This is a genomic window from Pseudomonas sp. LB3P14 (assembly GCF_054898045.1).
The window spans coordinates 1,217,740-1,241,861 of sequence record NZ_CM142714.1 but is presented as its reverse complement, the minus strand read 5'-3'; the positions used below and the strand labels follow the sequence as shown (position 1 = coordinate 1,241,861).

Annotated in this window: 20 protein-coding genes; 5 read left to right on the top strand and 15 right to left on the bottom strand. The window is 55.9% G+C overall.

Translation table 11 applies throughout. The features are described 5' to 3' along the window. Positions 1–90: 90 nt before the first annotated feature. From ACYZT5_RS05780 to ACYZT5_RS05740, 9 genes are all read right to left on the bottom strand, one after another. On the bottom strand, positions 91–1,218 hold the full coding sequence (locus tag ACYZT5_RS05780; RefSeq protein ID WP_462050217.1) for a fimbrial protein: 1,128 nt from the start codon (positions 1,216–1,218) through the stop codon (positions 91–93). Then, positions 1,215–3,698: a fimbria/pilus outer membrane usher protein gene (locus ACYZT5_RS05775; RefSeq protein WP_462050216.1), complete on the bottom strand. Its 2,484-nt coding sequence runs from the start codon at positions 3,696–3,698 to the stop codon at positions 1,215–1,217. Before ACYZT5_RS05775 ends, ACYZT5_RS05780 begins: the two co-directional genes overlap by 4 nt. A 150-nt stretch (positions 3,699–3,848) precedes the next feature. Further along, complete coding sequence (locus tag ACYZT5_RS05770; RefSeq protein WP_462050215.1) at positions 3,849–4,595, bottom strand: fimbrial biogenesis chaperone; 747 nt, start codon at positions 4,593–4,595, stop codon at positions 3,849–3,851. A gap of 72 nt (positions 4,596–4,667) precedes the next feature. Then, positions 4,668–5,201, bottom strand: coding sequence for a fimbrial protein (locus tag ACYZT5_RS05765; RefSeq protein WP_462050214.1), 534 nt, complete (start codon positions 5,199–5,201; stop codon positions 4,668–4,670). 195 nt (positions 5,202–5,396) lie between these two features. Continuing rightward, positions 5,397–6,710: a purine-cytosine permease family protein gene (locus ACYZT5_RS05760; RefSeq protein WP_462050213.1), complete on the bottom strand. Its 1,314-nt coding sequence runs from the start codon at positions 6,708–6,710 to the stop codon at positions 5,397–5,399. 292 nt (positions 6,711–7,002) lie between these two features. Beyond that, positions 7,003–8,280 (bottom strand): OprD family porin, encoded by a 1,278-nt coding sequence (locus tag ACYZT5_RS05755; RefSeq protein WP_462050212.1) that lies wholly within the window; start codon positions 8,278–8,280, stop codon positions 7,003–7,005. A gap of 272 nt (positions 8,281–8,552) precedes the next feature. Further along, positions 8,553–9,563 (bottom strand): ABC transporter substrate-binding protein, encoded by a 1,011-nt coding sequence (locus ACYZT5_RS05750; RefSeq protein WP_462050211.1) that lies wholly within the window; start codon positions 9,561–9,563, stop codon positions 8,553–8,555. 183 nt (positions 9,564–9,746) lie between these two features. Continuing rightward, positions 9,747–11,054 carry a Rieske 2Fe-2S domain-containing protein gene (locus ACYZT5_RS05745; RefSeq protein WP_462050210.1) on the bottom strand — a complete coding sequence of 436 codons (1,308 nt, stop codon included), beginning with the start codon at positions 11,052–11,054 and terminating at the stop codon, positions 9,747–9,749. 296 nt (positions 11,055–11,350) lie between these two features. Next, positions 11,351–12,310, bottom strand: a complete 960-nt coding sequence (locus tag ACYZT5_RS05740) for a PDR/VanB family oxidoreductase (RefSeq protein ID WP_462050209.1) — start codon at positions 12,308–12,310, stop codon at positions 11,351–11,353. 291 nt (positions 12,311–12,601) lie between these two features. On the opposite strand from ACYZT5_RS05740, the gene ACYZT5_RS05735 reads away from it, so the two are divergent. Continuing rightward, positions 12,602–13,342 (top strand): TetR family transcriptional regulator, encoded by a 741-nt coding sequence (locus ACYZT5_RS05735; protein ID WP_462050208.1) that lies wholly within the window; start codon positions 12,602–12,604, stop codon positions 13,340–13,342. A 470-nt stretch (positions 13,343–13,812) separates the two neighbouring features. Here ACYZT5_RS05735 and ACYZT5_RS05730 read toward each other — a convergent pair whose 3' ends face one another. Next, complete coding sequence (locus ACYZT5_RS05730) at positions 13,813–14,901, bottom strand: helix-turn-helix transcriptional regulator (protein ID WP_462050207.1); 1,089 nt, start codon at positions 14,899–14,901, stop codon at positions 13,813–13,815. 102 nt (positions 14,902–15,003) lie between these two features. On the opposite strand from ACYZT5_RS05730, the gene ACYZT5_RS05725 reads away from it, so the two are divergent. Then, positions 15,004–15,888, top strand: a complete 885-nt coding sequence (locus ACYZT5_RS05725) for a hypothetical protein (RefSeq protein WP_462050206.1) — start codon at positions 15,004–15,006, stop codon at positions 15,886–15,888. Between the two features lie 37 nt (positions 15,889–15,925). Beyond that, positions 15,926–16,288 (top strand): hypothetical protein, encoded by a 363-nt coding sequence (locus tag ACYZT5_RS05720; protein WP_462050205.1) that lies wholly within the window; start codon positions 15,926–15,928, stop codon positions 16,286–16,288. A gap of 236 nt (positions 16,289–16,524) precedes the next feature. Here ACYZT5_RS05720 and ACYZT5_RS05715 read toward each other — a convergent pair whose 3' ends face one another. From ACYZT5_RS05715 to ACYZT5_RS05695, 5 genes are all read right to left on the bottom strand, one after another. Further along, positions 16,525–17,760 (bottom strand): saccharopine dehydrogenase family protein, encoded by a 1,236-nt coding sequence (locus ACYZT5_RS05715; RefSeq protein ID WP_462050204.1) that lies wholly within the window; start codon positions 17,758–17,760, stop codon positions 16,525–16,527. A gap of 27 nt (positions 17,761–17,787) precedes the next feature. Continuing rightward, positions 17,788–18,885: a carboxynorspermidine decarboxylase gene (locus ACYZT5_RS05710; protein WP_462050203.1), complete on the bottom strand. Its 1,098-nt coding sequence runs from the start codon at positions 18,883–18,885 to the stop codon at positions 17,788–17,790. 126 nt (positions 18,886–19,011) lie between these two features. Further along, positions 19,012–19,425 (bottom strand): arsenate reductase ArsC, encoded by a 414-nt coding sequence (locus ACYZT5_RS05705; RefSeq protein WP_462050202.1) that lies wholly within the window; start codon positions 19,423–19,425, stop codon positions 19,012–19,014. A 63-nt stretch (positions 19,426–19,488) separates the two neighbouring features. Then, a complete protein-coding gene (locus ACYZT5_RS05700; RefSeq protein ID WP_462050201.1) occupies positions 19,489–20,262 on the bottom strand; it encodes a ParA family protein in 774 nt (257 codons plus the stop codon). A gap of 109 nt (positions 20,263–20,371) precedes the next feature. Next, positions 20,372–21,307 (bottom strand): Ppx/GppA phosphatase family protein, encoded by a 936-nt coding sequence (locus tag ACYZT5_RS05695; RefSeq protein WP_462050200.1) that lies wholly within the window; start codon positions 21,305–21,307, stop codon positions 20,372–20,374. Positions 21,308–21,794: 487 nt separating this feature from the next. Between ACYZT5_RS05695 and ACYZT5_RS05690 the strand changes: the two genes are divergently transcribed. Continuing rightward, complete coding sequence (locus ACYZT5_RS05690) at positions 21,795–23,006, top strand: MFS transporter (RefSeq protein WP_462050199.1); 1,212 nt, start codon at positions 21,795–21,797, stop codon at positions 23,004–23,006. A 15-nt stretch (positions 23,007–23,021) separates the two neighbouring features. Next, on the top strand, positions 23,022–24,122 hold the full coding sequence (locus ACYZT5_RS05685) for a Gfo/Idh/MocA family protein (RefSeq protein ID WP_462050198.1): 1,101 nt from the start codon (positions 23,022–23,024) through the stop codon (positions 24,120–24,122).

Sequence of the window (24,122 nt, the reverse complement as noted above, 5' to 3'; positions counted from 1 at the left end):
ATTGTAGGCGTCAACTACTGAGTGCGCAGTTGCGCCGCCTTGAATCAAGCAGTCATGCATTTGACCGGGGCTTATCGCCCCTCCGCGAACTCACTGGTAAGTAAGAGTAAACGTCACCGACGCGTTGGCCGGGCCCGGCACCAGTGGTGTTGAAACTTGCGTGTAACGCGCACTCATAGGGATGTTATAGGAACCCATTGCGGCCTGTGTGTTCAGGCCGGTTTTGATGAGCGCATTCAGGGCTACCGGTGAATTATTGCTGTCGGCAAGCTGCATGCCAATGCCTTTGGCAGAGGTAGCCGGGGCATCGAGACCAAAAATCCCCTTGGCGGCGTCGATGGTGACACCGGTCGGGGTGAAAGTAATCGACAAGTTCGAGTCTACAACTCCAGGGGTGGCCGTTATTACAGGGGCGGCACCGGTCTCAGTCAAGATTGGGCCATTAGTGGCATACGATCTGGCGGCCGGGCAGTTGTTCAACGCGATATTAAAATTTTGCCACGCGGTACCACTGCCGACCCCATTGAACTCGCTAAGTTTGTGACTGCCCAAGGGGACACTGACGTTGGGCGTCTGACAGGTCTGGGCAACAATATTAATCTTTCCGGTAAATATCGGCGCGGAGTTATAAAACACAGACGGATTGGCTGTGTCGTAAATATTCACGTTGGTTCCCATAGTCGATAAATTGTACCCATCAAGTGTTCCAGGGGACACATTACCGATTTTGATCAATACCAAATCGACGTATGCCATGTCAGAAAAATCAATAGTACATTGGGATTGATTGGCACAAGGGTAGATCGTCCTATTCCATGTAGAGTTAGTATATGAAAATAAATTGAACTGGGGAATATCGAAACTCTGCCCTATTCCAGCAACATCAGTCCCATAGACCCTGTTAGCGTACGGACCTGTATTCCAGGAGATCAAGTCCGTCGTCCCGCCGGCCTGCCAAAGACTCTTTACCGCTCTGTAATTGGCCCAGGACGTGCATTTCACCTGCACGCCCGCGCTGGCTGTGTAGCGCTGGCGATATATCACCGTGCCCACCGGTACATTACTCCCCACAGCGAGACTGGATACTTGAAGTGGCGCGGACGTATACACACTACCGGTGTGACCTGGAACATAAGCACACGTGGCAAAAGCCGTGCTGGCCTGAATCCATAATACGACTGCCAGCAGCCCCAGCTTGATTAGGGAACGCATGTTCATAGTTTTACCTTTTGAGTGTTGGCAGAGAGTGCTCTATCAGCCACCTGCTTGCCTGTCGTGCAGATCGCGTCCACTTGTTGAAGTGGCTGGCCATTGTCTGGCGCAGGAGGAATGACCAGCGCGCATTGCTGACTGGCTTTATCACCCCAATTAATTAACAACTGATGCATCTCCGGCTTGACGCGTGCGTACAGCTGACCGCCCTGCCCCACCATTCCCACCGATGAGCCCTCGGCGTCCACTACGCCGGCACCGAACGGCAAGGCGCTGCCATCTTCCAGGCGCACGTTGAACACTACCGCGCGCCCATGGTTGGTGCCGTATGTCAGGTGCACCACTGCGCCAGCGCGTGGTGCCACTTGTTGGCTGGTTTCGCTCAACTCAACATCCATCGAACTGCCCAGTGGATCGATTGCCACCTCATTGAGTTCATACGGACGCAGATAGGGCACCACCGCGTTCCCCTGACTGTCGATTCGCAACCCCGCATACCCGGCCACTTTGGCCCCTTCAGCGCCCTCGGCGGTGACGATGGCCATGGTATCGCCGCGATACGGCGTCATGGTCACGCCATTCGCATGGGCAACCACCGCGCCGCTGGCACCCACAGACGTGCTGGTGTAACCCTCGCCACGATCCAGAGCGGCGCTCAGCATGGCGCGAGCCCCCGTGTATTGACCATTGAGCGACGATGTATTGGTATTACCCGCACCGTCGTGGCCGAAATTCGCGCCATAGCCGTACTGGCGATCCTCACCAGCACTGCCACTGATGCTCGCTTGCTCGCTGTAGTTGCCTTGGGCGTCGCGTCTGACCTGGGCGCTCAATTGCGGGCTGTTACCTTGGTTGCCAAACTCCAGCGGCATGCTCAGGGTAAACAACAGGGTGTCTTGCATCTCGCCCAGGCCCGCACGACTGCGGACGGCGTTGACGCTGAAAGCCACTCGATTGAACTGTTTGCTGTAGCTGAGTTGATACTGCAGGTCGCTGCCCGGGAGGTTCCAATAGTTCTGGGTAAAGCCGCTGACAGCGAACCGCCCCCAGCGCCCCAGTTCCTGGTCGGCAGTCACTGACAGGCGGCTGCGCGGCCGCCCCCACAGATTGGTGTCATAGCCGTTTTTCTCGGCATCGAGCATTTGCACGGCGTTGCTGAAGTCCAGGTAACCGCTGGTGGAGAAGCGGTAGGCGGCCACCGAAAAGTTGCTGCCCGTGCTGAGGATGTTCTTGCTGTAAGACACCCGCATACTTTGGCCTTTGGAGGCGCCAGCGGCCAGGTCGGTTTGGGCATGGGTCACATCCACCGCCAGGGCGCCGATAGGGGTTCCGAACGCCAGACCAGTGAGCACGGCCATGTAGTCTTCGCTCGACTGAACCCCACCGTAACCGGTGAAGGTATTGTTCAGACCGTACTGCAGAGTGCCCTGCAGTACCTTCGCCTGTTCGTCGACGTAATTGTCGCGGGTTTCACCGACGGTCACGCTATAACGCGAAGTAGCGGGGCGCAGCAATTGGCTGACCGAAGCATAGGGCACTATAAAGCTCTGCTCGGTCCCGTCCGCCTCGTGAACGATCACGCTCAGGTCACCACCGTAGCCCGTGGAATACAGGTCGTCGATGACGAAGGCGCCGGGGGCAACGGTAGTTTCCAGCAGTACATTACCTGCCTGGCTCACCGTCACCCGGGCATTGGTGCGGGCGATACCGCGGATCACCGGGGCATAACCCCGCATGGAGTCAGGCAACATGCGATCGTCACTGGCCAGCTGCACACCCCGGTAAGACACGGTGTCAAAGATGTCGCCGCTGGTGTTGGACTCGCCCACAGTCAGCTGGCTTTTTAATGAGGTGACATCGCGTTGGGCGTAGCTGTCCAGCGCCTGGTATTTGTTACCCAAAACTGGCTGCCAGCTCATCGAGCCGTCGTGACGCAGGCGCCAGTCACCCAGGTTGAGGCCGGCGTTAAGCCCTAGATAAGCTGAATCGTAGTGACCGGTTTGGGTTTGACTGCGGTTACCGTTGAAGCTGTAGCTGAGCATCCCAGCCGTGACGCCGCGATCCCACAGTTCAGGGCTGACATAACCGCGGGCATTACGTCGCAGCGCCGCTTGAGGAATGCTGATTTCGAGACGCTGATCCTCTGGCGAGAAGCTCGCCGTCGCCCCCGGAACCACGCTGGCCAGGGTCGGACAATGCTCACTGTCGAGCGCCAGATTAACCTCGGGCGGCAGGTGTGTCATGTCCACACCTATGCGCTCGAGCAGCGCGCGAGAGACGCAGATCACCGGCTTGCTGCCGTCTTTCGGACCCTCGATACGAGTGTCCTGGCGACTGCTTAAATTGCCGTTTAGCACCACGTCCGCCCGATATTCACCTGGCGTCACCGGGTTGCCGTTCTGATAAGCACCCAGGTCGAGGTTCCGGGAATCTGCCGGCAGAAACGCATCGTTGAACTGCACGTCTTCCGCCAGTGCGCTATTCATAACGAAGATGCATGGAGCGATAGCCAGCGTCTTGCGAATCAAGGCAGAGAGCAAATTCAAGACGAAGCACGGCTGTACCCGCAGGGAAGCCCTGCAGCTGGAAGAAGTCGTCATAAATTACTCGCGCATGTAAAAACGTCGGCTACAAAATCAAGGTTTGAGCGATTGCTCGGTCGGCAGCACAGCGCCGTAATCGTTGATCGCGCTGAACTCAACCCGAGCGCCAGCGCCGGGCATCGCCTTGAGAGTCGGCAAGGTGAATTGCCGAGTCTGGCCGGGTGCAACCATGCCTTCCTCACTAAGCCAACGCTGTGCGCCGGCCACCAACTTCAAGTCAATCAGCGAGACGTGAAAGGCCGAAGGGTTGTAGGCCTGCAGGGCAAACCCTTGACCGCCATTCGCCGATACGACCTTCCATTGCACCTGCCCGATCGCCTCGGTGGGCGTGCCTGGCAAGGCATCGGGTCGGTAAAAGATCTTGATGCGCGAGCGAAATGCCATTTGCAGCGTGTTGAGATCAGCATCCGCCTGCGATTTGGGTGGAATCTCCAGCATGTTGAACCAGAACACCGACTCCTGGTTCGCAGGCAACGCCGGGCCGGTGAACATCAGGCGCAGGCTCTGGCCCTTGCCCGGATCAATACGAGCCAGCGGTGGCGACAGTACGAAAGGCGCCTTGGAACTGGTAGGGGTTGAATCGGCGTTGCCGGTGTCAACCCATGCCTGCATCAACGCTGGCTGGCTACCGTTATTGTTGAGCTTGACAGTGATTTCTTGCTGGCCTGCCAGGTAGATCAAGCGAGTCCCGGTGATCACCACACCCGCCATGGCCTGAGAACAAGCCAGTAGCGCAAGGCCTGTCAGCAACAGTTGTTTTAATGGACGTGCATACAACATGAAAAAGTCCCGTTGCAGCCTGGAAGCACGCCCGTCCTAGCCGGATAGGGGCGTGTGTCCAGAGCGTGCGACTTACTGGTAGTTGAGGGAGTAGGTCACGGTGCCGAGTACGGTGCCCGCTGTCGCGAGGCCGGTGGCGTAGTACTGCACGGCGTACGGCAAGGTCGCAGCGTTGGAAGCGATGGTGGCGCGGCTGTTGCTGGTTACCTGTGCAGCATCACCGGCTTTGATCGCCAGACCATTGCTGGCGTCAACCAGTTGCAGTTGGACGTTGGTCGCGGTGCCGGTGTTTTTCAGGTTGCCACTCGCAGGATCCACGCCGCCGCCAGCTTCGAAAACGGCTGCAGCGGTGGTTGCGGTGCCTGTGCAGCCGGTCAGGTTAATGTTGAAATTGGTTTGACCTGCGACTTTACCCGCAGCGCTCAGCGAGCCCGCAGTGATGGACGGCAACGTTACGGTAGCCGGGTTGGTGGCACCGTTGACGGTAACGGCGCAGGTGGCAGCCAGCAGCTGACCGGTGAAATTGATCGTGCCATCCGACGCCATGGCGAAGGGGGTGATGGACGCTGTAGCTAATACAGCGAGTACGCGGGCTTTGTAATTCATGAGGCAACTCCGAGATAACTGTCTTTTTACGCCTGGTTGAGTCCTCATTCATTCGAGAACCCATGTGCTGTTGCGAGGCGAAGTGTAGAGACAGCGCTCGGCGCTAAATATAGGAGTGCTCCTAAAAACGGAACGGCTGGTACATTTACCGACACACAAACAAAGCAAGCTCAGGCACCGATTTTTGGAGCGGTCCTAAATCTCATGAGAGCGACTTCGCCAGCCCAAACCTGCCTGTAATGAAAACGCAAGCACCACAGTTGCAGGTGCGGAAAAACTGCTTAGATCGCCGCCGAAAAGCATCAATGCAAGTCCCAGCGCAGTGGCGCCAAACCAGGCGGTCAAGCCCACCGAATTGAACGCGGTCACTCGTTCGAGCGCCGCTGCGTCAAAGCGTCCGCAGCGAATCTGCGCCAGCGCCACACCGACCCAGGCCACCACGAAAACCCCCTGATAGGCCAATGCCTTGAGCAAATAGGCAAACACATCCGCGAGCATCAAGCCGTAAACGATTAACCCAACGGCGAGTGCCCACATCAGGTACGAACCGCGTAGGCCAAACCGTTTGAAGAACGCTTGCATGTTCATCGTCGCCAAATAGTAATTGGCGGTGTTGATACGAGTTTGTGTAGCCCAGATAAACAACAACCCCCACAAACCCATCAACTGCAGAATCGCTACCACCACCGATGCTTCGTTCAGTCCACCTTCGTGGCGAATGCTGCTGACCAGATAAATCCCCGCCGCTCCGTTCAGTAAAAACGTTACCGCGTAAAACGGCATGCCGAAGTTCCAGCGACCGTGATAGGTGGCGTCCTCAGGCTTACCGAGACGTGCATAGTCGAAGGTAAACAACATCAGCACCCAGACGCCCATATACGCAACAAAGCAATCCCACCAGCCAAATGCAGCGGGTGTTGTAGGTCCGAAATCCAGCCAGTGCGGTTGATAGCCATATCGATTAATCGACAATCCTACCGCCATCAACAAACCACCCAGATACACCGGCAACAGTACACCGTTAAGTTTATCCAGCCAGTGTTGCACGCCCCCCAGTATCAGCGGCACGCTGTACAGCACCACCGCCAACGCGGCCAGCGGATAGGTTATATCCGGGTATAGATAATTCAGCGCCATGGAAATCACCGCCCCCTCAAACACCGCGTAATAGATCGCAGTAGAAAAGAAGATCAAGGTTGCCAGGCTGGCGCCGAGATTGCCGAACAACAACCGCGAAAACACCGCCACCGATAAACCGCTGCGAATCGCGAAACGGCTGAGCACATTGTTGACCAGACCGTAACTGAACACCGACAACACCATTCCGATCATTGCATTGCGGGCGCCGTACGACAGGGCCAGTGAAGCACCGACCACGATGTAAAACATCGCGCTGCACACCGCCCACCAAGCCATGGTTAGAGACAGTCTGCCCATACGCGCTTGGGCCGGGACGCGGTAATTGACCGAGTCCTTCGCGGTTCTTTTGGATTGTGAAAAAACAGTCATAAACATGAAGCTCCAGAACCTGCCAAAGTTGAGACGCGGTCATCCGTCTCCACACCAACGCGCGGGGTTAGCTTACCGCTCTGCCTGTCTGGTGTGGCTGAGTTTCTGTTTTCAGCCCAGATCGTCTAGAAAACAGAAACTTGAAGTCTTTTTCAGGGCTTCCCTAAGGGTGCGCCATTGCGCTGGGCGAATTGCGATTCGTGGAACAAGCAACTCAGCGCTTGTACCACGACGCGCTCCCACCCTGAGGCCAGCTTGAAGGATGAGGGGCAGTAACCACTCGTTGGTGAACTCAGAGAAGGCCGAACGCGTACTCGATGTTGACGCGTAGTTCGTTGTCATCGCGGAAGTTGGCGGTCGGTGCGAAGTTGTTGCGGTACCAGGCGTGACGCAGGCGTAGAGCCAGGCCCTTGAGGCTGCCACTCTGCACTACGTAGGCCAGTGCTATCTGCCTCTCCGACTCTTCACGGTCCTTGCCGCCCAGGCGATCCGGCAGCTCGATGTCACTCCCTTTCACATAACGCAGGGTGCCGGTCAGGCCAGGCAGCCCCATGCCGGCGAAGTCGTAGTCGTAACGGACTTGCCCGACCTTCTCATTGGGATTGACAAAGTCGGAGCTGAGCAGCCCCTCGCTCATTACGTCGGGATCACCGCCAGCGATATAGGGCATTGCGCTATCGCCGCTTAGGCGCATGACACCGGCGCCAAAGCTGTGTGCTCCCTGCGAGTAGGTAAGGATCAGGTTGAGATTGCGGTTATCCACCACACCGGCTTTGGCCGAGCCGTCCTCGCGGGAGTCGAAGTAGCGGAAGTCGGTCTTCAGCTTGCCCGGCCCCAGTGGCAGTTTGTAGATAAATCCGAGGTATTGCTGCTCAAACAGGTCTTCAAGCTCTGAATTGAAATACTTGAGGGCGAGGTTCGGCGACCAGTCATAGATCCCGCCCAAGTAGCGGAAGTCGTTGGAGCGGGCTGTGCGGTCAAAGCGACTATTGGGGCTGGCCACGCCCATGCTCTCGTAGTCTGTGGAGTCGCGTAGGTTGACCTGGTCGAACTTCCCTGCATGTAGGGTCAGGCGGTCGATCTCGCTGGAGCGAACGGAACCGCCGTGAAAGGTCTGCGGAAACAGCCGGGAATAGGGGGTCAGGGCTATGGGCAGCATGGGGTACTGGGTACCCAGTAATAACTCCGTTTTGGACAGCTTGAACTTTGCGGTCAGGCCCAGCTCGGAATATTCGTCCGCCGCGCGGCCGTCCGCATGCAACGGCAGCAGTCCGGTGCCAGCGCGGTCCGGAGCGGAATCCAACTTCAAACCGTAGAAGGCCTGGGCATCGAGGCCAAAACCCAAGGTGCCCTGGGTATAGCCAGAGTTGTATTTGAGGATGAAACCCTGCGCCCATTCACGCTGGGCAGGGTGGGCACTCTCGTTCTTGTAGTCACGATCGAAGTAGTAGTTGCGTAGCAACAAGGCGGCATTCGAGTCTTCGATAAAGCCGCTGGCTAAAACACCTTGGCTGAGTATTGCGGTGATAACCGCTACGCTCAGCGAAGGTAATTTCAAATTGCTGATCATGACGTTAGCTCCAGATTTTTTTAATATTCTTATATAACGGGCGCATGTATGAACTTCTTACTGGCCGTTTTTTTCACGGAAAGTAAATTTTACGATCGATGGTTAGTTACGAAAATATTTATAAAGCATGACTTTAATATTTTGTTTACTATGCTTTAGAAGCTCTTCCTTAGTTTTAATGGAGGCGTAGATAATCGACAGCGGTGGGGAAACGTATCCAGACAACCTCATGCACCGGTTCGGAAGACCATCTGGACATGAAGCCTACCTGGCTAATGCTTGGCCAGTTCCTGTGTTGTTGCAGCATCTACAAACTGGTTAGTGAAATAGTTATCTACTGGTTCCACGTTGTTAATGATGCCTTCCGAAAGGTAGAAGTCCCTGGACTTGATTACTCGGTCGAGTTCTATTTTACCCAGGCGAGCCTGCTTGCCATATACATGTTCGATATACATAGCCATAGTGCGCTCTACCTTATCTTCCTTGCCGGCGTATGACGGTATCGCCTTAGTGAAGACTTGGGCGGCTGCCGCCGGGTCCTGGAGGATGTCGCGCAGTCCCATCAGGGTGCCGCTGACGATAGCCTGAACCAACTCCGGATGATCGGCGATGGCCTTGTCAGAGGCGATGACTCCCTGTGACATGGCGTCAAACAGTTGCTCGCGAGGTAACAGGACAAGCTCTCGACCGGTGTCTTGAATGTTTATCACCCAGTCAGCGGTTCCGGCCATAGCGTCGGCCTTGCCATCTGCGAACAACTGCCAGACACCGGCTGGGCCTGCCGCCTGGATGTTGACGTCGGACTTGCTCAGGCCGGCCTGGCGCAAAGAAGCTAACAGGGTGTAGTACATCGAGTCGGAGTAGGACATTACGCTGACTGTCTTGTTCTTGAGTTGCTCGATCGACTTAATGTTCTTTGTCGGATCCACTGCCAACAGGGTGTGAGCGTGCTCACCGATCATCGCTACTGATTTGACCGGCACCCCGTTGGCGCGCACGATGATTGGGATATCACCGCTGGCCACACCAAACATGGCATTGCCCGCACCTACCTGTTTAGCCACATCGGCGCCACCTTTGCCGGCAGTCATCTTGACTGTGATTCCGAACTGTTCGTAATAACCCTTTTCCTGGGCAATAATCCAAGGTGCAAATCCTGGCAAGTTCGGGGGGGCCGGCATCAATAGAATGACTTCTTTGGTTTGTGCGTGCAAAAGCGAGCTAGCACTAACAAGAAAGGCCAAAAGCCAGAAACGCACAACACAAGGCAACACCATTTTCATTGTTATATTTCCGTTCTAGTCGATACATGTCAGGTGTGTGAGGGAGTAGCCTTTGATTCTTCGGAATTCATTGCAACTCCATGCTGATCTGTCACTGCTTTCGATAAATTAGTGATCTAATTGTCGAAAGCAGGTTGTTCACCATTCAACTTCCAGGGTCAGTGGTCGTTGTTGAGTCTTTAGCTATTTACGACTGCCGTGCACAACGAAATGTTTGGCTCCCTCCATTTTCTGACCCACCGCCTCTTCGTAGGCTTCCCTGACCTCATCGGGCTGCCCTGCTTGACCGAAAAAGTCTTTCAAGTACGGACCTAGAAGTGGATGCGCGGCCAGTTTTTCCCGGGATAAACCATTGAGTAGTTCTTCACGACATGCCGAAGGTAGAACGATGTCATGGTTTTTTTCCGGGTCGATGATCAATCCCTTGGGCACATGTTCAGGATTTTCTCGGAGAGCATCCAACTCATCGAAAAACCGCCTGCGCATCATAACGATACCGCGATCACTCAAGCCTAAATGCTCGCGAGACCTATCAGTAATGGGGCCTTGTCCAACCCAGACGACAAAATCCTGATTCGCCACATGTGAGGTAATCCAACGACCTGTCTTGGGATCCTTGATAGGTCCGTACCAGGAAGGGATATGTTCCTGGACGTAGGGTTCCTGTTCGCTGGGTACCCGACTGAATACCCACAGTACGCTTAACGTACGGTAGTCATCGATAGGCACGCGCCATTCGAAATGGTGCCCGAGGTAAAATCCGTTGGGCCATAGCGTTACTCGCCCGACATCCCACATGATGTTGTTATCTTCAGGTTCCCCTTCGCGAAGTCGTCGATAAATGAAGCCATGCTCAAACTCTTCGAAGGCGAGCTTTTTATGCGTGCCAACATACTCCACGTCATCGCTTTGCTGACGCAATGCCCAGTTGTTATGGGTCCATTCGAAATGTACGGGATCGATAGAGTTTTCCTGGCATTGGAACCAGTTACAAGGTATTTCGGCGAAGACCACTTGAGCGAAACCATTTTTGTAATTGAACAGGTCCCAGTCTGGTAACTGCGGTGCTGGTGCAGGCCCCATATAGGCCCATAGCAACCCTGCCTTGGCTTGAACCGGATAGGCCTTGATCTGGGTTTTCTGGCGCATGCGCCCAGTTGGATCACAGCTATCTTCATAGGGCTGATGAAGGCATTGGCCGCCTTTGTCGAACTGCCACCCGTGATAACTACAACGCAAACCGGTTTGCTCGACGTAACCATAGGACATGTCAGCGTTGCGGTGTGGGCAATGTCGATCAACCAGACCGTAGTTGCCACTCAAATCCTTGAATAGCACTAAATTCTCACCCAAAATGGTAATGGCCTTGACTGAAGTTTCGTCAAATTCGCTTTCACCTGCGATGGGCTGCCAATACCTGCGCAGATAATCTCCCATTGGGGTGTCCGGGCCTACCTGGGTCAGGGTGCGGTTTTTTTCTTCACTCAACATTGCGAATTAATCTCCATCTGGACGAAGAAGACGCCGGTCATTTCCGACGTCATCATGCTTCGCTAGGTTGTTCACTCATTCGTTCTCACCCACGAAGCATTGTTTTATTTGTTGCTCGGGCAAGCTATTTGCCGTGTTTCATATTTTTGCAATCGAAATCAAACTTGCAAAACACACGACACTATTGGCACTCCGTAAAGTCCTGCGTGTACCCTTTTTAAAACAAATAAAAACATCACTACTCGTGCGGTTACCCAAAGCCGATGTTTAATACTGGCTATCAACGCTGGCAAGGCTTACAAGTCGAGAATCAAATGGCGACTTTTACAGCCCGATACACACACCATCATGGATTTATTGGCCGCCCGTTCGGCATTGGTAAGCACGCCGTCCCGGTGATCGACATCACCTTCCAGCACCCGTGTTTCACACGAACCGCAAACCCCTTCGCGACAGCTGTACTCAATGTCGCAGCCAGCTTCGAGCAACATGTCGAGCAATCTCAGGCCAGGCTCGATCGACAGCGTCGTGCCGGTTTTCTTCAGCTCGACGGTGTAGGTGCTCTGGGCATCTACGGACGGTGGCAGTTGCTTCGCTGCGAAACGCTCAATATGCGCATGGGGGTAACCGAGGCCTTCGCAGGTGCTTTCGAAAGCATCGAGCATCGGCGTCGGACCGCAGCAATAGAAGTGCGTATCGCCCGGTTGATCGGCCAGATAAGCCGTCAGATCCGGAGGTACGCCCTTTTCATCGTTGAAGTGGTAGCGAACTTTGGCACCCAAGCCACTGAGTTCTTCCACCAGCGCCGCTTCCTGTCGCGAACGAGCGCAGTAGATCAGCTCGGCGGATTTTCCCAGCGCCAACAGTTGACGGAACATGCAGTAGATCGGTGTGATACCGATACCGCCGGCCACCAGCACGCTGTGCCTGGCACTCAGGTCGAGCTGGAAGTTATTGCGCGGTGACGAGATCGTCATTTGCATGCCGACCCGCAGCTGTCCGTGCACATACTCCGAGCCGCCGCGGCTGTCGCGATCACGCAAAATACCGACCACATAACGGCCTTGATCGGTCGGCGAATTGAGCAGTGAGTAACTGCGCACCAAGCCGTTGGGCAGGTGCAGGTCGATGTGCGAGCCAGCCTCAAAAGGGGCGAACACAGTGTCGCCAAACGGTCGCAACTCCACGCTGATGATGCCTTGGGCTTCGTAGCGCAGGGTATGCACACGCGCAGTAGTAGAGGAGAAGTTCGACATATTCACAGCTCCGGAGCGAATTTCTTGCTGGTAATGCAACGACGGGAGCATGAATGATGCCAATTTATTTTCAAAATAATTAAATTAAAAATAACCAATTAAATCAATTAGTTATAAAAATAAAAATTAATGAACGTTGTTTCATATATAAAACAATGAGTTGCCTGTGATACATATCCGCACATTGAGTGTGCGGACCACCTTGACTGAAACTTGTAAATAGTGCTTTTCGGTAACGCCTGCGCGACCCCATTCGCAAGGTCGCACCACGGCCAGTGCGGCATTACGGCCTTGGTCGAACTGCAGTCCATCTCTATACTGGCCGCCGTGATATGTCGGATTGAATTATTTATGATCAAGAAAAACACTGACACGGCACTCATCAAAGAAGGCGGCCGTAGCAAGGGACGACCTGAACGTAACGACTCTGTCGGACGCGAGGCCTTGATCCAGGCCGCTATCGAGCTACTGCGTACCACCACTCCCGAGCGATTGATGCTCAAAGATGTGGCCGCCAAGGCCAACGCCCACCCTGCCTTGGTGCGCTATTACTTTGGGAGCAAGGAGGGTCTGATTCTGGCCAGTATCATGAGCCAGATTGAACAGGTCCAAACCTCGGCATTCGGCAATTTGGCTGATCACAGCACTATCAAGGAAAAGTTGAGCGAACGTTTGCGCTTGCTGCTCCATGTCGAACAGCAGAATCCGCATTTTCATAACCTGCTGATGGATCGGGTCTACCACACCTTACAGCCGGGCAGCGAAGACTTGCTGCGCAAAGTTAGCGAACGCGGCGTGCTTAATACAGTCAATTTGCTGCACTCGAATTCGGACATCCCTGCACGGGCCATCGATCCGCGCTTCCTGTATATCCTGCTGGTCGGCGCGTGCGAAATGTTTGCCGCTGGTGCGCCACTGGTGGAAAAGCTGTTCGATACGAACAAGGTCGATGATGATCTGAGTGCGCGTTACGTGCACTTCGTTACCGACCTCCTGCTCTATGGCTTGCTCGAGCGGCCCAAACAAGAATGATCGATTCACGACCGGAACGGTCTGCTCCAAAACAGAAAATGCTGCTGAATAGATCAATACTGCGATTTTAATTATTTAAAATATAATAAATTGCAGCCAAGCGATCGGCGGGATAGACGCCTTCTGTTCCAAGTGGTCGGTCTGCGCAGGGCTTTTGATTCTCTTGGTCGAATGGCTGAGCAACCTGAGCCCGTGGTGCAGAGGGTGGCGATAGCCGTGGGCGTCATCCAACTGATAGGTTTTTTCGTATTGCTAGGTCGCCGGAGCAGTGCTTAGGCGCTCACATTTTGCAGACTCCTAGGCCTACTAATTAGTCAATTCTTCCTGTGCTTGACTGGCGGCAATGGGTCGTTTGCTGCCCGTCGTGACGGACAGCAATCCCCAAAAGCGGTCAGTGCGCGTCCACGATACAAGGGGAAATTCACAGATCACTGCCTGGTCGATCGCGTTTCGCGGAGCCACCTTGGGCGTCAAAAATCGCGGTACTTCTCGACCGCTTCATTTAAGACACTGCGGATGTGCTCCCGCAGTTGAGCAGGCGCTAGAACTTGAATGTCCGCCGCGTTACTCAGCAGGAACAGGCGCAGCCCCTGCGAATCGTGCACTTGGCACTTAAGTATCCATTCCTTCCCACTGGACATCACAACCTGGTCAGCATTGAGCGGGTTCTCGCTCAACCGATTGTGCAGGTTATCGCTCAGACGGAGCTCTAGATCGATAACTCCATCCCCATGGATCGTCATCAAGTCCTTCTGGACATCAATGGCGTGAACATCGTAACCCGGTGGCTCGGGTATCTTTTCCCAGTGAGACCGGACATCCACCATCCGGTGCAGCATCAGGACGCACGTTTGGCCGCGGCCATTGCTGCTGTACTTACCCCGAGGGGCGCCCGCAGGTGGTTCCTGCCCCTCTGGCCACGTCTCGTCAGCGATAAGCGCTGAAAGGTAGATGTTGGAATCCTGATACGAGAGCGCGAGCGGCTTGAGCCGGTACGTGCATGTCTCAACGCCACTGGCGTCTCTTGGGCGATAGATTACGTCCAGGCTTTCATCACTAACCATTGCATCCTGAATGGTGGTGAGGTGGTCTGAGTTGTAATCGCCCGGCGTCAAAACCATAAACCGGGTACCGCTAGTTATCCGGCCCTCCGCGACCAAGTTGCGGGTGGATCGTGCCCAAACCTCCGACTCTGCATACTCCCTGAGCTTGGTCAGTTCTTCGGATTTAATCCGAAAGCCAAACCGGTCGGCGTGCTGGAAAATCGCGGTGAGCGTCATCGACTCTGCGGGTGACAGCGCAAGGTCAAGGCTTCCCCGCCCCAGAGTCCAATAGCATTTTTTATAATTAGGTCCTTTCGCCGGTTTTGCGAACTGGGGGCCGGCGGCCAGCGCCTCCAGATCACGGCGGGTGGTTCTGATGGAATAGTCTCCAAACCCTTGTTGCATGCCGTCGTGAAGCTCTTCAGTAGATTGTGCACCGCCTGCTTGCTGTAGCAATTTCCGCAAAAGTTTTCGACGTCTTTCACGATCCGGTGCGGTGTATTTGTTTGTGGCCAAAGCAGAGGCTCCTCGCGGACAAAAAGTGGTCTTGCCAGTAGATACCATCTCCTCGTTGGCACGCAATCTTGCAATCTGAATGGCCAACCCACTGGAGTATTTATGAAGACCAAACAAGCCTACGCAACCCTCCCTCACGTCACTGGTTTTATTGATTGGCTCGCGACAGAGCTCAATTCCAAAACGTTGTTCACTCATCAATACGTGGATCGCCGCAGCGGCAACAAGTGGTCGTGCGACAGCCTGTTTGGCGCTTACCAGTCCTACAGCTGGAACTTCCCAGGCAATGCTCGTTTGGCCTACAACCCCGGTTCTTGCTCCGCAAGCAACGCGAAGGCCCTCGATGCTCTGCGCCAAGACCTCATCGCCGCCGGCAGCAATGACGCCCTTGTGCAGCAGGCTGCTACAGACGTTATGGCTTGGGGCGGTGTGACTTCCCGCAATGTGGAATGGCTCAAGGCAAACAAGACCGGCCTTGGCCGCATGATTCAGGAAGTGAAAACTGCACTGATCCAAAAAGATCCCGACGCTCCCGTTTTGCGCTCGAAGTCGCTCCGTTTCAACTCGGGCATGACCAAGATTTACTCGCTGATCTGTCCCGAATTTCTGATCTACGACAGCCGCGTGGCCGCCGCACTCGGACTGCTGGTGGTTCAGTACTGCAAAGCCAAGGAGCTCATTCAGGTGCCTGATGCGCTCTGCTTCCCCTGGGCCGCCGCGAAAGAAAGCGAGAACGCCCTCGCCCCCAAGCGCCGTAATCCGAGCACCGGAACCCTCCTGTTCAAGCGCCTGCGTTCCGGGTCTCACCATGCACAATGGAACATTCGCGCCAGCTGGGTACTGAGCCAAGTCATTGCTCATGAGGCCGCCACTCATAGCCCCTTCCATCAGATCGACGCCCCTGCAAACGCGCTACGTGGCCTGGAACAATCCCTGTTCATGGTGGGTTACGACCTTGGCCATGCAGGCCTGATATCTAACGACTGATCATCTGCTTCTCAATCCCTTTGAATACGAGGTGTCCATGATCCCGTTGACTGAATTACAAACCCTGGTCGTGCGCCTCGCAGAGGGAGGAATTGCCGCCCCTGCACTGCGGCGCGAGGTGATGCGCCTTCATCCCGAGTTGACCGACGGCAAATACCTGTCTGAATTGCTGTCGCTTCAGGACCAGCGACGACTGTTCGGAGACGAAGTCACCGGTGTTTGGGTGTTCACTTCGGTATCCGATGAGGACATCAAGAACAGCGCACTCGAATACAGTCCGCAGTTTGCGGAAATGATTACCGCAGCTGACTGTGGCGAATGGCAGGACATCGACGCGGATGACATGATTGCGGAGTTGGAAGCAATGCTGAAAAAGGCACAGGCCCGAAAACACACCTGAACTGCCCCGGATTTTCAAGGCCGCACCGAACGTCAGTTGTTGTCTGGTCGCGATGAGCGATGACCGTCTGCTTTTGGACATGTCCGCTTCACGACCTGAGGAATTCACTCAACCTTGATCTCGCCCTCAACAAGACCAACACATTACGCACAAACCAAAACGCCGCTCAAAGAGCGGCGTTTTTGCGTTTAGAGCGGGAAACGAGATTCACCTGTCATTTGGGCTCCTCAGGCGTTTCAGCTCCAGGGACGGTCTCCATTCTCGTCCTTGATGCGGGTCGGCAGGCCCATCACATCCAGCGCCTTGAGGAACGGCTCAGCCGGTAACTCTTCGACGTTGGCCATGCGCTGCACGTCCCACTCGCCGCGGGCGACCAGCAGGGCTGCAGCCACGGGCGGCACGCCTGCGGTATAGGAAATGCCCTGGCTGTCAGTTTCTGCGTAGGCGTCTTCATGATCGGCCACGTTGTAGATGAACACCTCGCGCGGCTGACCATCCTTGGTGCCCTTGACCAGATCGCCGATGCAGGTCTTGCCGGTGTAGCCGGGGGCCAGCGAGCTCGGATCAGGCAGCACGGCCTTGACCACTTTCAGCGGCACGACTTCCAGGCCTTCAGCGGTCTTGACCGGTTGCTCGGAAAGCAGGCCAAGGTTCCTCAGTACGGTGAACACATTGATGTAGTGCTCGCCGAAGCTCATCCAGAAACGCACGTTGGGCACGTTGAGGTTCTTCGACAGAGAGTGCACTTCATCGTGGCCGGTCAGGTACAGGTTCTGCGCCCCTACGACCGGCAGGTCGTCGGTGCGTTTGACTTCGAACATTGTGTTGCTGGTCCACTGACTGTTCTGCCAGCTCCACACCTGTCCGGTGAATTCGCGGAAGTTGATTTCCGGGTCGAAATTGGTGGCGAAATACTTGCCATGGGAACCGGCGTTGACGTCGAGAATGTCGATCGAATCAATGTGGTCGAAATACTGTTGTTGCGCCAATGCTGCATAGGCGTTGACCACACCCGGGTCGAAGCCCACGCCGAGAATGGCCGTGATGTTCTTCTCTTTGCACTCCTCGAGGTGGTTCCACTCGTAGTTGCCATACCAGGGCGGCGTCTCGCAGATTTTGCCCGGTTCTTCGTGAATGGCGGTGTCCAGATAGGCCACGCCGGTATCGATGCAAGCACGCAGCACCGACATGTTGAGGAAAGCGGAACCGACGTTGATGACGATCTGCGATCCGGTTTCGCGGATCAGCGCCTTGGTCGCTTCGACATCCAGGGCGTTCAGCGAGAAGGCCTGGATATCGGCAGGCACTTTGAGGCTGCCCTTGGCCTTGACGCTGTCGATGATGGCCTGGCATTTGGAGATGCTGCGCGACGCGATAGCAATACGACCGAGTTCATCGTTGTGCTGCGCGCACTTGTGGGCCACCACCTTGGCGACACCTCCTGCACCAATGATAAGTACGTTCTTCTTCAATTTTTCTCTCTCTCCTTCTCAGCCAGCTTACGAAAGGCTGGACATGTAGTCGTTGTAACCAAACTCACGAACCACCTCGACACTACCGTCGAGTTGTTTCACCACGATGGACGGCATTTTCAGGCCGTTGAACCAATTCTTCTTGACCATGGTGTAACCCGCGGCGTCGATGAACGACAGCCGATCGCCGATGGCCAGCGGACGGTCAAATTGATACTCACCGAAAATGTCTCCGGCCAGGCAGGATTTGCCGCACACCATGTAGGTGTGCTCACCCTCGCTCGGGGCCAGCTTGGCATTCAGGCGATAGATCAGCAGATCGAGCATGTGGGCTTCGATGGAGCTGTCCACGACTGCCAGGTGCTTGCCGTTGTAGAGGGTGTCGAGCACGGTGACTTCCAGCGACGCGCTCTGTGTGATGGCGGCTTCGCCCGGCTCCAGATAGACCTGCACGCCGTATTTTTGCGAGAAGGCCTTGAGGCGCGCGCAGAATTCGTCCAGCGCGTAGCCTTCACCGGTGAAGTGAATGCCGCCACCGAGGCTGACCCACTCGACCTTGTGCAGCAGATGACCGAATCGCTCTTCGATGGTGCACAGCATTTGGTCGAACAGGCCGAAGTCGCCGTTCTCGCAGTTGTTGTGGAACATGAAGCCAGAGATCTGGCCGATGACCTGCTCGATCTTCACCGGGTCCCACTCGCCCAGACGGCTGAACGGCCGCGCCGGGTCGGCCAGCAGGTAATCCGAGCTGCTCACTTGCGGATTGACCCGCAGACCGCGCACCTTGCCTGCTGAAGCCTCGGTGTAGCGCTGCAACTGGCCAATGGAGTTGAAGATGATCTTGTCGCAGTTGTCGAGCATCTCCTCGATCTCGTCGTCGGCCCAGGCCACGCTGTAGGCGTGGGTCTCGCCAGCGAACTTCTGTCGACCGAGCTTGAGCTCGTAGAGCGACGACGACGTGGTGCCGTCCATGTATTGCTGCATCAGGTCGAACACCGACCAGGTGGCGAAGCACTTGAGTGCCAGCAGGGCCTTGGCCCCGGACTGTTCGCGCACATAGGCGATCTTCTGCATGTTCGCCAGCAGCTTTTGCTTGTCGATGAGGTAGTACGGCGTTTTGATCATTTCGAGGCGCCTCCGGCAAGGCCAACCAAAAAAGGATGCGCATTGTGCCTTCACTGACCGCATATCGAAAGAGCAGAGAGCGCTGCTTGTCGAGTCAACCTGAACGCGACCGAGGAGTCCGTAGTCTCACTGCCTGGTCTTCACGGTGACGAACATCTTAATACGGTCGTGAATTTCCTGGAGAGCATGGCGAAAAGGCTCATGCCTCTCACTGGTCGTCGGATCTTCAAAACTCCACACAATCATCTCGCCGGAAGATGGCATTCGAGAGGCCTCTTCGGACGATTTATCGCACAGAGTGATTACATAATCGAACGGCTGCCCCTCAAGTTCATCGATGGCTTTACTACGCAACCCCGTGCGATCTACGCCAATATGATCGAGAGACTCCAGGGTGCGTGAGTCGATCTCACTGGCCTCGAGGCCAGCGCTGTAGGCTTCGAAGTGTAACGAGTCAGTGTGTCGCAGCAGTGCCTCTGCCATGAGTGAACGAACGTCATTTTTTGCGCAAACGAACAGCACTCGAACTTTGTCAGCCATGACTTTCTCCCCCGATCTCAGCGTGTTGGACTAGTAATCTTAGCCGACGGGAAGCCGCCCCGTTCAGGCCTCGCTTTCAAGCAAGTTGAACAGCTCCACGAATTGCCGGGTCAGCTTGTGTTGCGGTTCCAGATTGATCAGTGGCCTGCAGGCTTGATGCGACTCACGCATCTTCACCGAACTCATCAGGTACGCCGGCAACACCGGCATGTTCTCGGCAATCAGCTCGTCGAGCAGTTGTTGCGGCAGGGCGTTGCGAGCCTGGAATTGGTTAACGACGATGCCCTCGACCTCCAGCCTCTCGTTATGATCACTTTTGATCTCCTCGATTTCTCTGAGCACACCGTAAATCGCTTGGCGAGAAAAGCTATCGCAATCGAAAGGGATCAAACAGCGGTCAGCGGCAATCAGCGCCGACACACTGTAAAAATTCAGACCCGGCGGTGTATCCATATAGATCCGCTCATAGTCTTCATCGAGCCTGTCCAGCAGCTTGCTGAGTTTCTGAATTTTGTAACGTGTCTCGAGCTTGGATTGCAGATCACTCAGCTCCGACGAGGCGGCGATTAAATGCAAGTTGGCGAAGCGGGTTTCATGGATATTGGCTTGCGCCTTCTTCGATGCAGGGCCTGGGAACAGAGTCTGTTTGAAGAAGTCGGCGATCCCGAGGGGAACATCTTCGCCGCTGAGTCCGGTCAAATAGTGAGTAGCATTGGCTTGGGCATCCAGATCAATCAGCAAGGTGCGATAGCCCTCATAGGCACTGATGGCCGCGAGGTTACACGCGATACTGGATTTACCGACGCCACCTTTTTGATTAAAAACCACACGTCTCATGAAATGTCCGAAAAATTAGCATAGGTGGACATCATGTCTTTCCCTGGGCTTTATACATGTTACGCGCTGTAAAAGCGGGTTCCTGCTCTGCAAGGTTGCTATGGGTTGATCAGTGTTGACACATCAGACCATGAAGAACACCGAACCTCAGACCCGGCTCGGAAGGCGTCATATGCGAGACACCAAACACCTTGAATGCCGCCAGCATCAGCACCAGACCGCCAGGCAAGATGCTCAGGCGATGGCTTTGCAAGCCCGCCAGTCTGAGCTGTTTGACATGCCCCACTTCAAGCAGGCGCAGCGACAAGCGCAACAGGCCGCTGTAAGTGATGCCGCTCTCACCGTAGTCGTTCAAACCATTGGCCTTGAGCACTTTGGCCAGCATCCGTGCTGTGCCTGAAGAGCCTATAACCTGCTGCCAACCCCGCGCGCGATAACGCCGCGCCACTTTTTCAAACTGCAGAGTGGCGACACGCTCAGCCTCCAGGAGCGCTTGAGCCGTGATACAGCCTCCCTGAAAGTAGCGCGCGCCGAAGGTGCCGCTGCCAATGGCAATACTTTCGGTCATCAGGGGCCGATCACCCTGCCCCAGAATCAATTCAGTGGAGCCGCCACCGATATCCAAGACCAGTCGCCTGTTTTCTGTACCGGGTATCGTATGGGCAACACCGGCGTACACCAGTCGGGCCTCTTCATGCCCAGAGATAACGTCAATACGAAACCCCAAGTGCCGCTCCGCGCTGGCCAAAAACAGTTGGGCATTGTCGGCTTCGCGCACGGCGCTGGTCGCCACCGCCCGCACACGACCGGCCTCGAAACCGCGTAGCTTTTTGCCAAATCGCGCGAGTGCTTGCCATCCTCGATCCAGAGCCAACTCGTCTAGCGCTCCGCCTTGAGACCCTTCCGCCAAACGGACAGGCTCACGCAAGGTTTTTACTTCCTGGATCACGAACCCCTGATTCCGTCTGACTGACTGGCCGATCATCATGCGAAACGCATTAGAACCAAGATCAATGGCTGCAAACAGGGAGGCGTCTCCTTTCATGGGGGATTCCTTGCAAATTCATCAACCAGCAGGTGGAACCTGCTGAACGCTCTAGACGGTTTGCGAGGATCTTGCCATGGGTTCGATGACGCTAAGATGACACCCTCTACCCTTTACGAATGGGCAGACACCAGGAACGGGGCCGCCTTGATCAACTGAAAGTTGAGGTGCTACGCAGTGGCAAGGCGCGTTACCGCATCGTGCCGGACGCCAGCAAAGACAGACTGGCGCCGCCTTCTACTGCTACTACAGCAAGCCCTGTTCATCGTCCCGAGCGGAGTAGGTACCGACCTCCCCGGTGATTCGCAAGATCAGTGTGATTTTGAAGCAGGCCGTTGACGAGCACCCACGATAAATCCTCGGATCAAACCCCCACGATGTCCGATCACGGACGTCTACGTCCGAAATGTTCGGACCTCTAGCGCATTTTTCCCGACCTTCTCTATTCCTACACTGGGTCCATCGACTTTTTTGCAGTAGGAATACCATGGACTCAACCCAATTCATCAAAGGCAAACGGCCGCTGTATTGGCTCGCTTTAGGCACTTTTGCCGTCGGTACCGAAAGCTTCATGATTGCAGGCTTGCTTCCCGGCATGGCGATAGATCTTGGCGTTAGCGTCGGCGTGGCGGGCCAGTTGGTCACTGTATTTGCACTGGCCTACGCACTGAGCTCTCCGGTGCTGGCTGCGCTGACCGGGAACCTGAATCGGCGCAGGCTGCTGATCGGTGCCATGGCGTTATTTGCGGTGGCCAATCTGCTGGCTTTTGCGGCCAGTGGCTATTGGTCGTTAATGGCCGCGCGGGTGGTGCTGGCACTCGCGGCGGCGGTGTATGTACCCGGCGCGAATGCGCTGGCCAGCGTGGTTGTGCCACCCGAGCAGCGTGGCCGCGCCATCGCCATCGTCAACGGCGGCCTGTCGCTCGCCATCGCTCTTGGTGTTCCGGCGGGCACCGTGCTGGGTGCGGCAATGGGCTGGCGTGCCACGTTCGGCAGCGTCGCGATCATTTCCGCGTTGGCCGTCGCCGGTTTGCTAATGGGACTGCCACGCGAGATAGGGGCCGGACTTGCCACCGCCAGCCTCCGCCAGCGCGTTTCAACCGCGGCCCAGCCAGCGGTATTGCGTACGCTGCTGATCACCACGTTGTGGGCGATGGCCAGCTACACCACTTACACCTACCTCGCTCCGCTTCTGGAAGCCACCACCCTCATAAATGGGCCGGCGATAGGTTTCGTGCTGTTTGGCTGGGGCGTTTCAGCCGCAATCGGCCTGGCCATCAGTGGCCCGGCGGTAGACCGCAAAGGACCACGCGCAGTGATCCTACCGGCGTTGGCGACATCCACTACGGCCTTCATCGTTCTGTCACTGGCGCCGCACTTTGTCGGCAAGCAGATCGTGATCGTGCCGATTGTCCTCGCCATCGCTGCCTGGGGCGTGGCGCACTGGGCTTTTTATCCTGCCCAGCAAACCACCCTGGTCGGTGTGGCTGGCGTTGCGAGCGCGCCGGTGGTGTTGTCGCTCAATGCCTCCTTCATGTACCTCGGTTTCTCACTGGGTGCGGGTCTCGGCTCCCTGACTTTGCGTTACAGCTCATTGGCCAACCTTGGCTTTGTCAGCGCCCTCTGCGCGGCGGCGGCCTTGACCTTGGCCTATGCCTTCGGCCGCCGACCAGCACCGCTACCTTACCCATCAAACTAAGCTCAGGAGCTTTGCATGACCATGCCATCTAAAATTCGAGTGGGCCTCATTGGCGTCGGTAATTGGGCCGAATACGGCCACTTACCCGCCCTCAAGCTGCTTCCCGACTATGAGCTGACGGCAGTCCACAGTCGCGACCCAGCCAAAGCCAACCAACTGGCGCAGCGCCACGGCATCCGCTTTGCGCTCGATTCCGTGCAAGCGTTGGTGAACCATCCGGAAGTGGACCTGGTGGTCGTGCTTAACACAGCACCGCAGCACGAGATCACCGTGCGGGCAGCCATCGCAGCCGGCAAAGATGTGTACTGCGAATGGCCGCTGACACCCAGTAAGGCCGTGTCGCAGGAACTGATGGAGCTTGCGCAGAAAGCCGGCGTTCGGCATCTCATCGGATTGCAGCGTCGACTAAACCCGGACTATCGCTACGTGCGCGACCTGTTAAAGGACGGCTACATCGGGGAACTGCGTTCGGTGCGGCTGCATATCAGCGTCGAATACTTCCAGCGGGAACGCAAAGCCGCCCTGCACTTCACCATCCCGCCGGAGAACTTCTCCAGCCTGCTCTCCATCTATGGCGGTCACTATTTCGATGCTGTGTTCACCCTGCTGGGCCATCCGGACAGCCTCAGCGCCCTGACCGTCAATCAGTTCCCGCAAGTGACGCTGATCGAGACCGGCGAAGTTCTGAAACACACAACGGCCGACCAGATCGTGGTCAACGGAACCTTCCCCAACGGGGCTGTGCTGACGGTCCATATCGAAGCAGGGAAACGCAACAACTACGGCATGCAACTGGACCTGACCGGCACCAAAGGCGATATCAAGATCTGGAACACGACCAGCTTCGGCAACGAATTCAACATCATCGATGCGGCCCAGGGAGACTCGCAGCCTATGCGCACCCTCAAGGTACCGCCACGCTACAACTGGCTGCCAGAAAACAACCTGGGAGGCAGCCAGCAGGAACTGGCCAATTTGTATGCCGCCTATGCAAAGGATGCGCGCGACGGTACACACCTGGCACCCACCTTCGCAGACGCCTTGCGCATGCACGAATTGATCGACGCCATCGAGATGTCCAACCGCGAAGGCGTGCGCCTAAGACTGGAGGCGTGA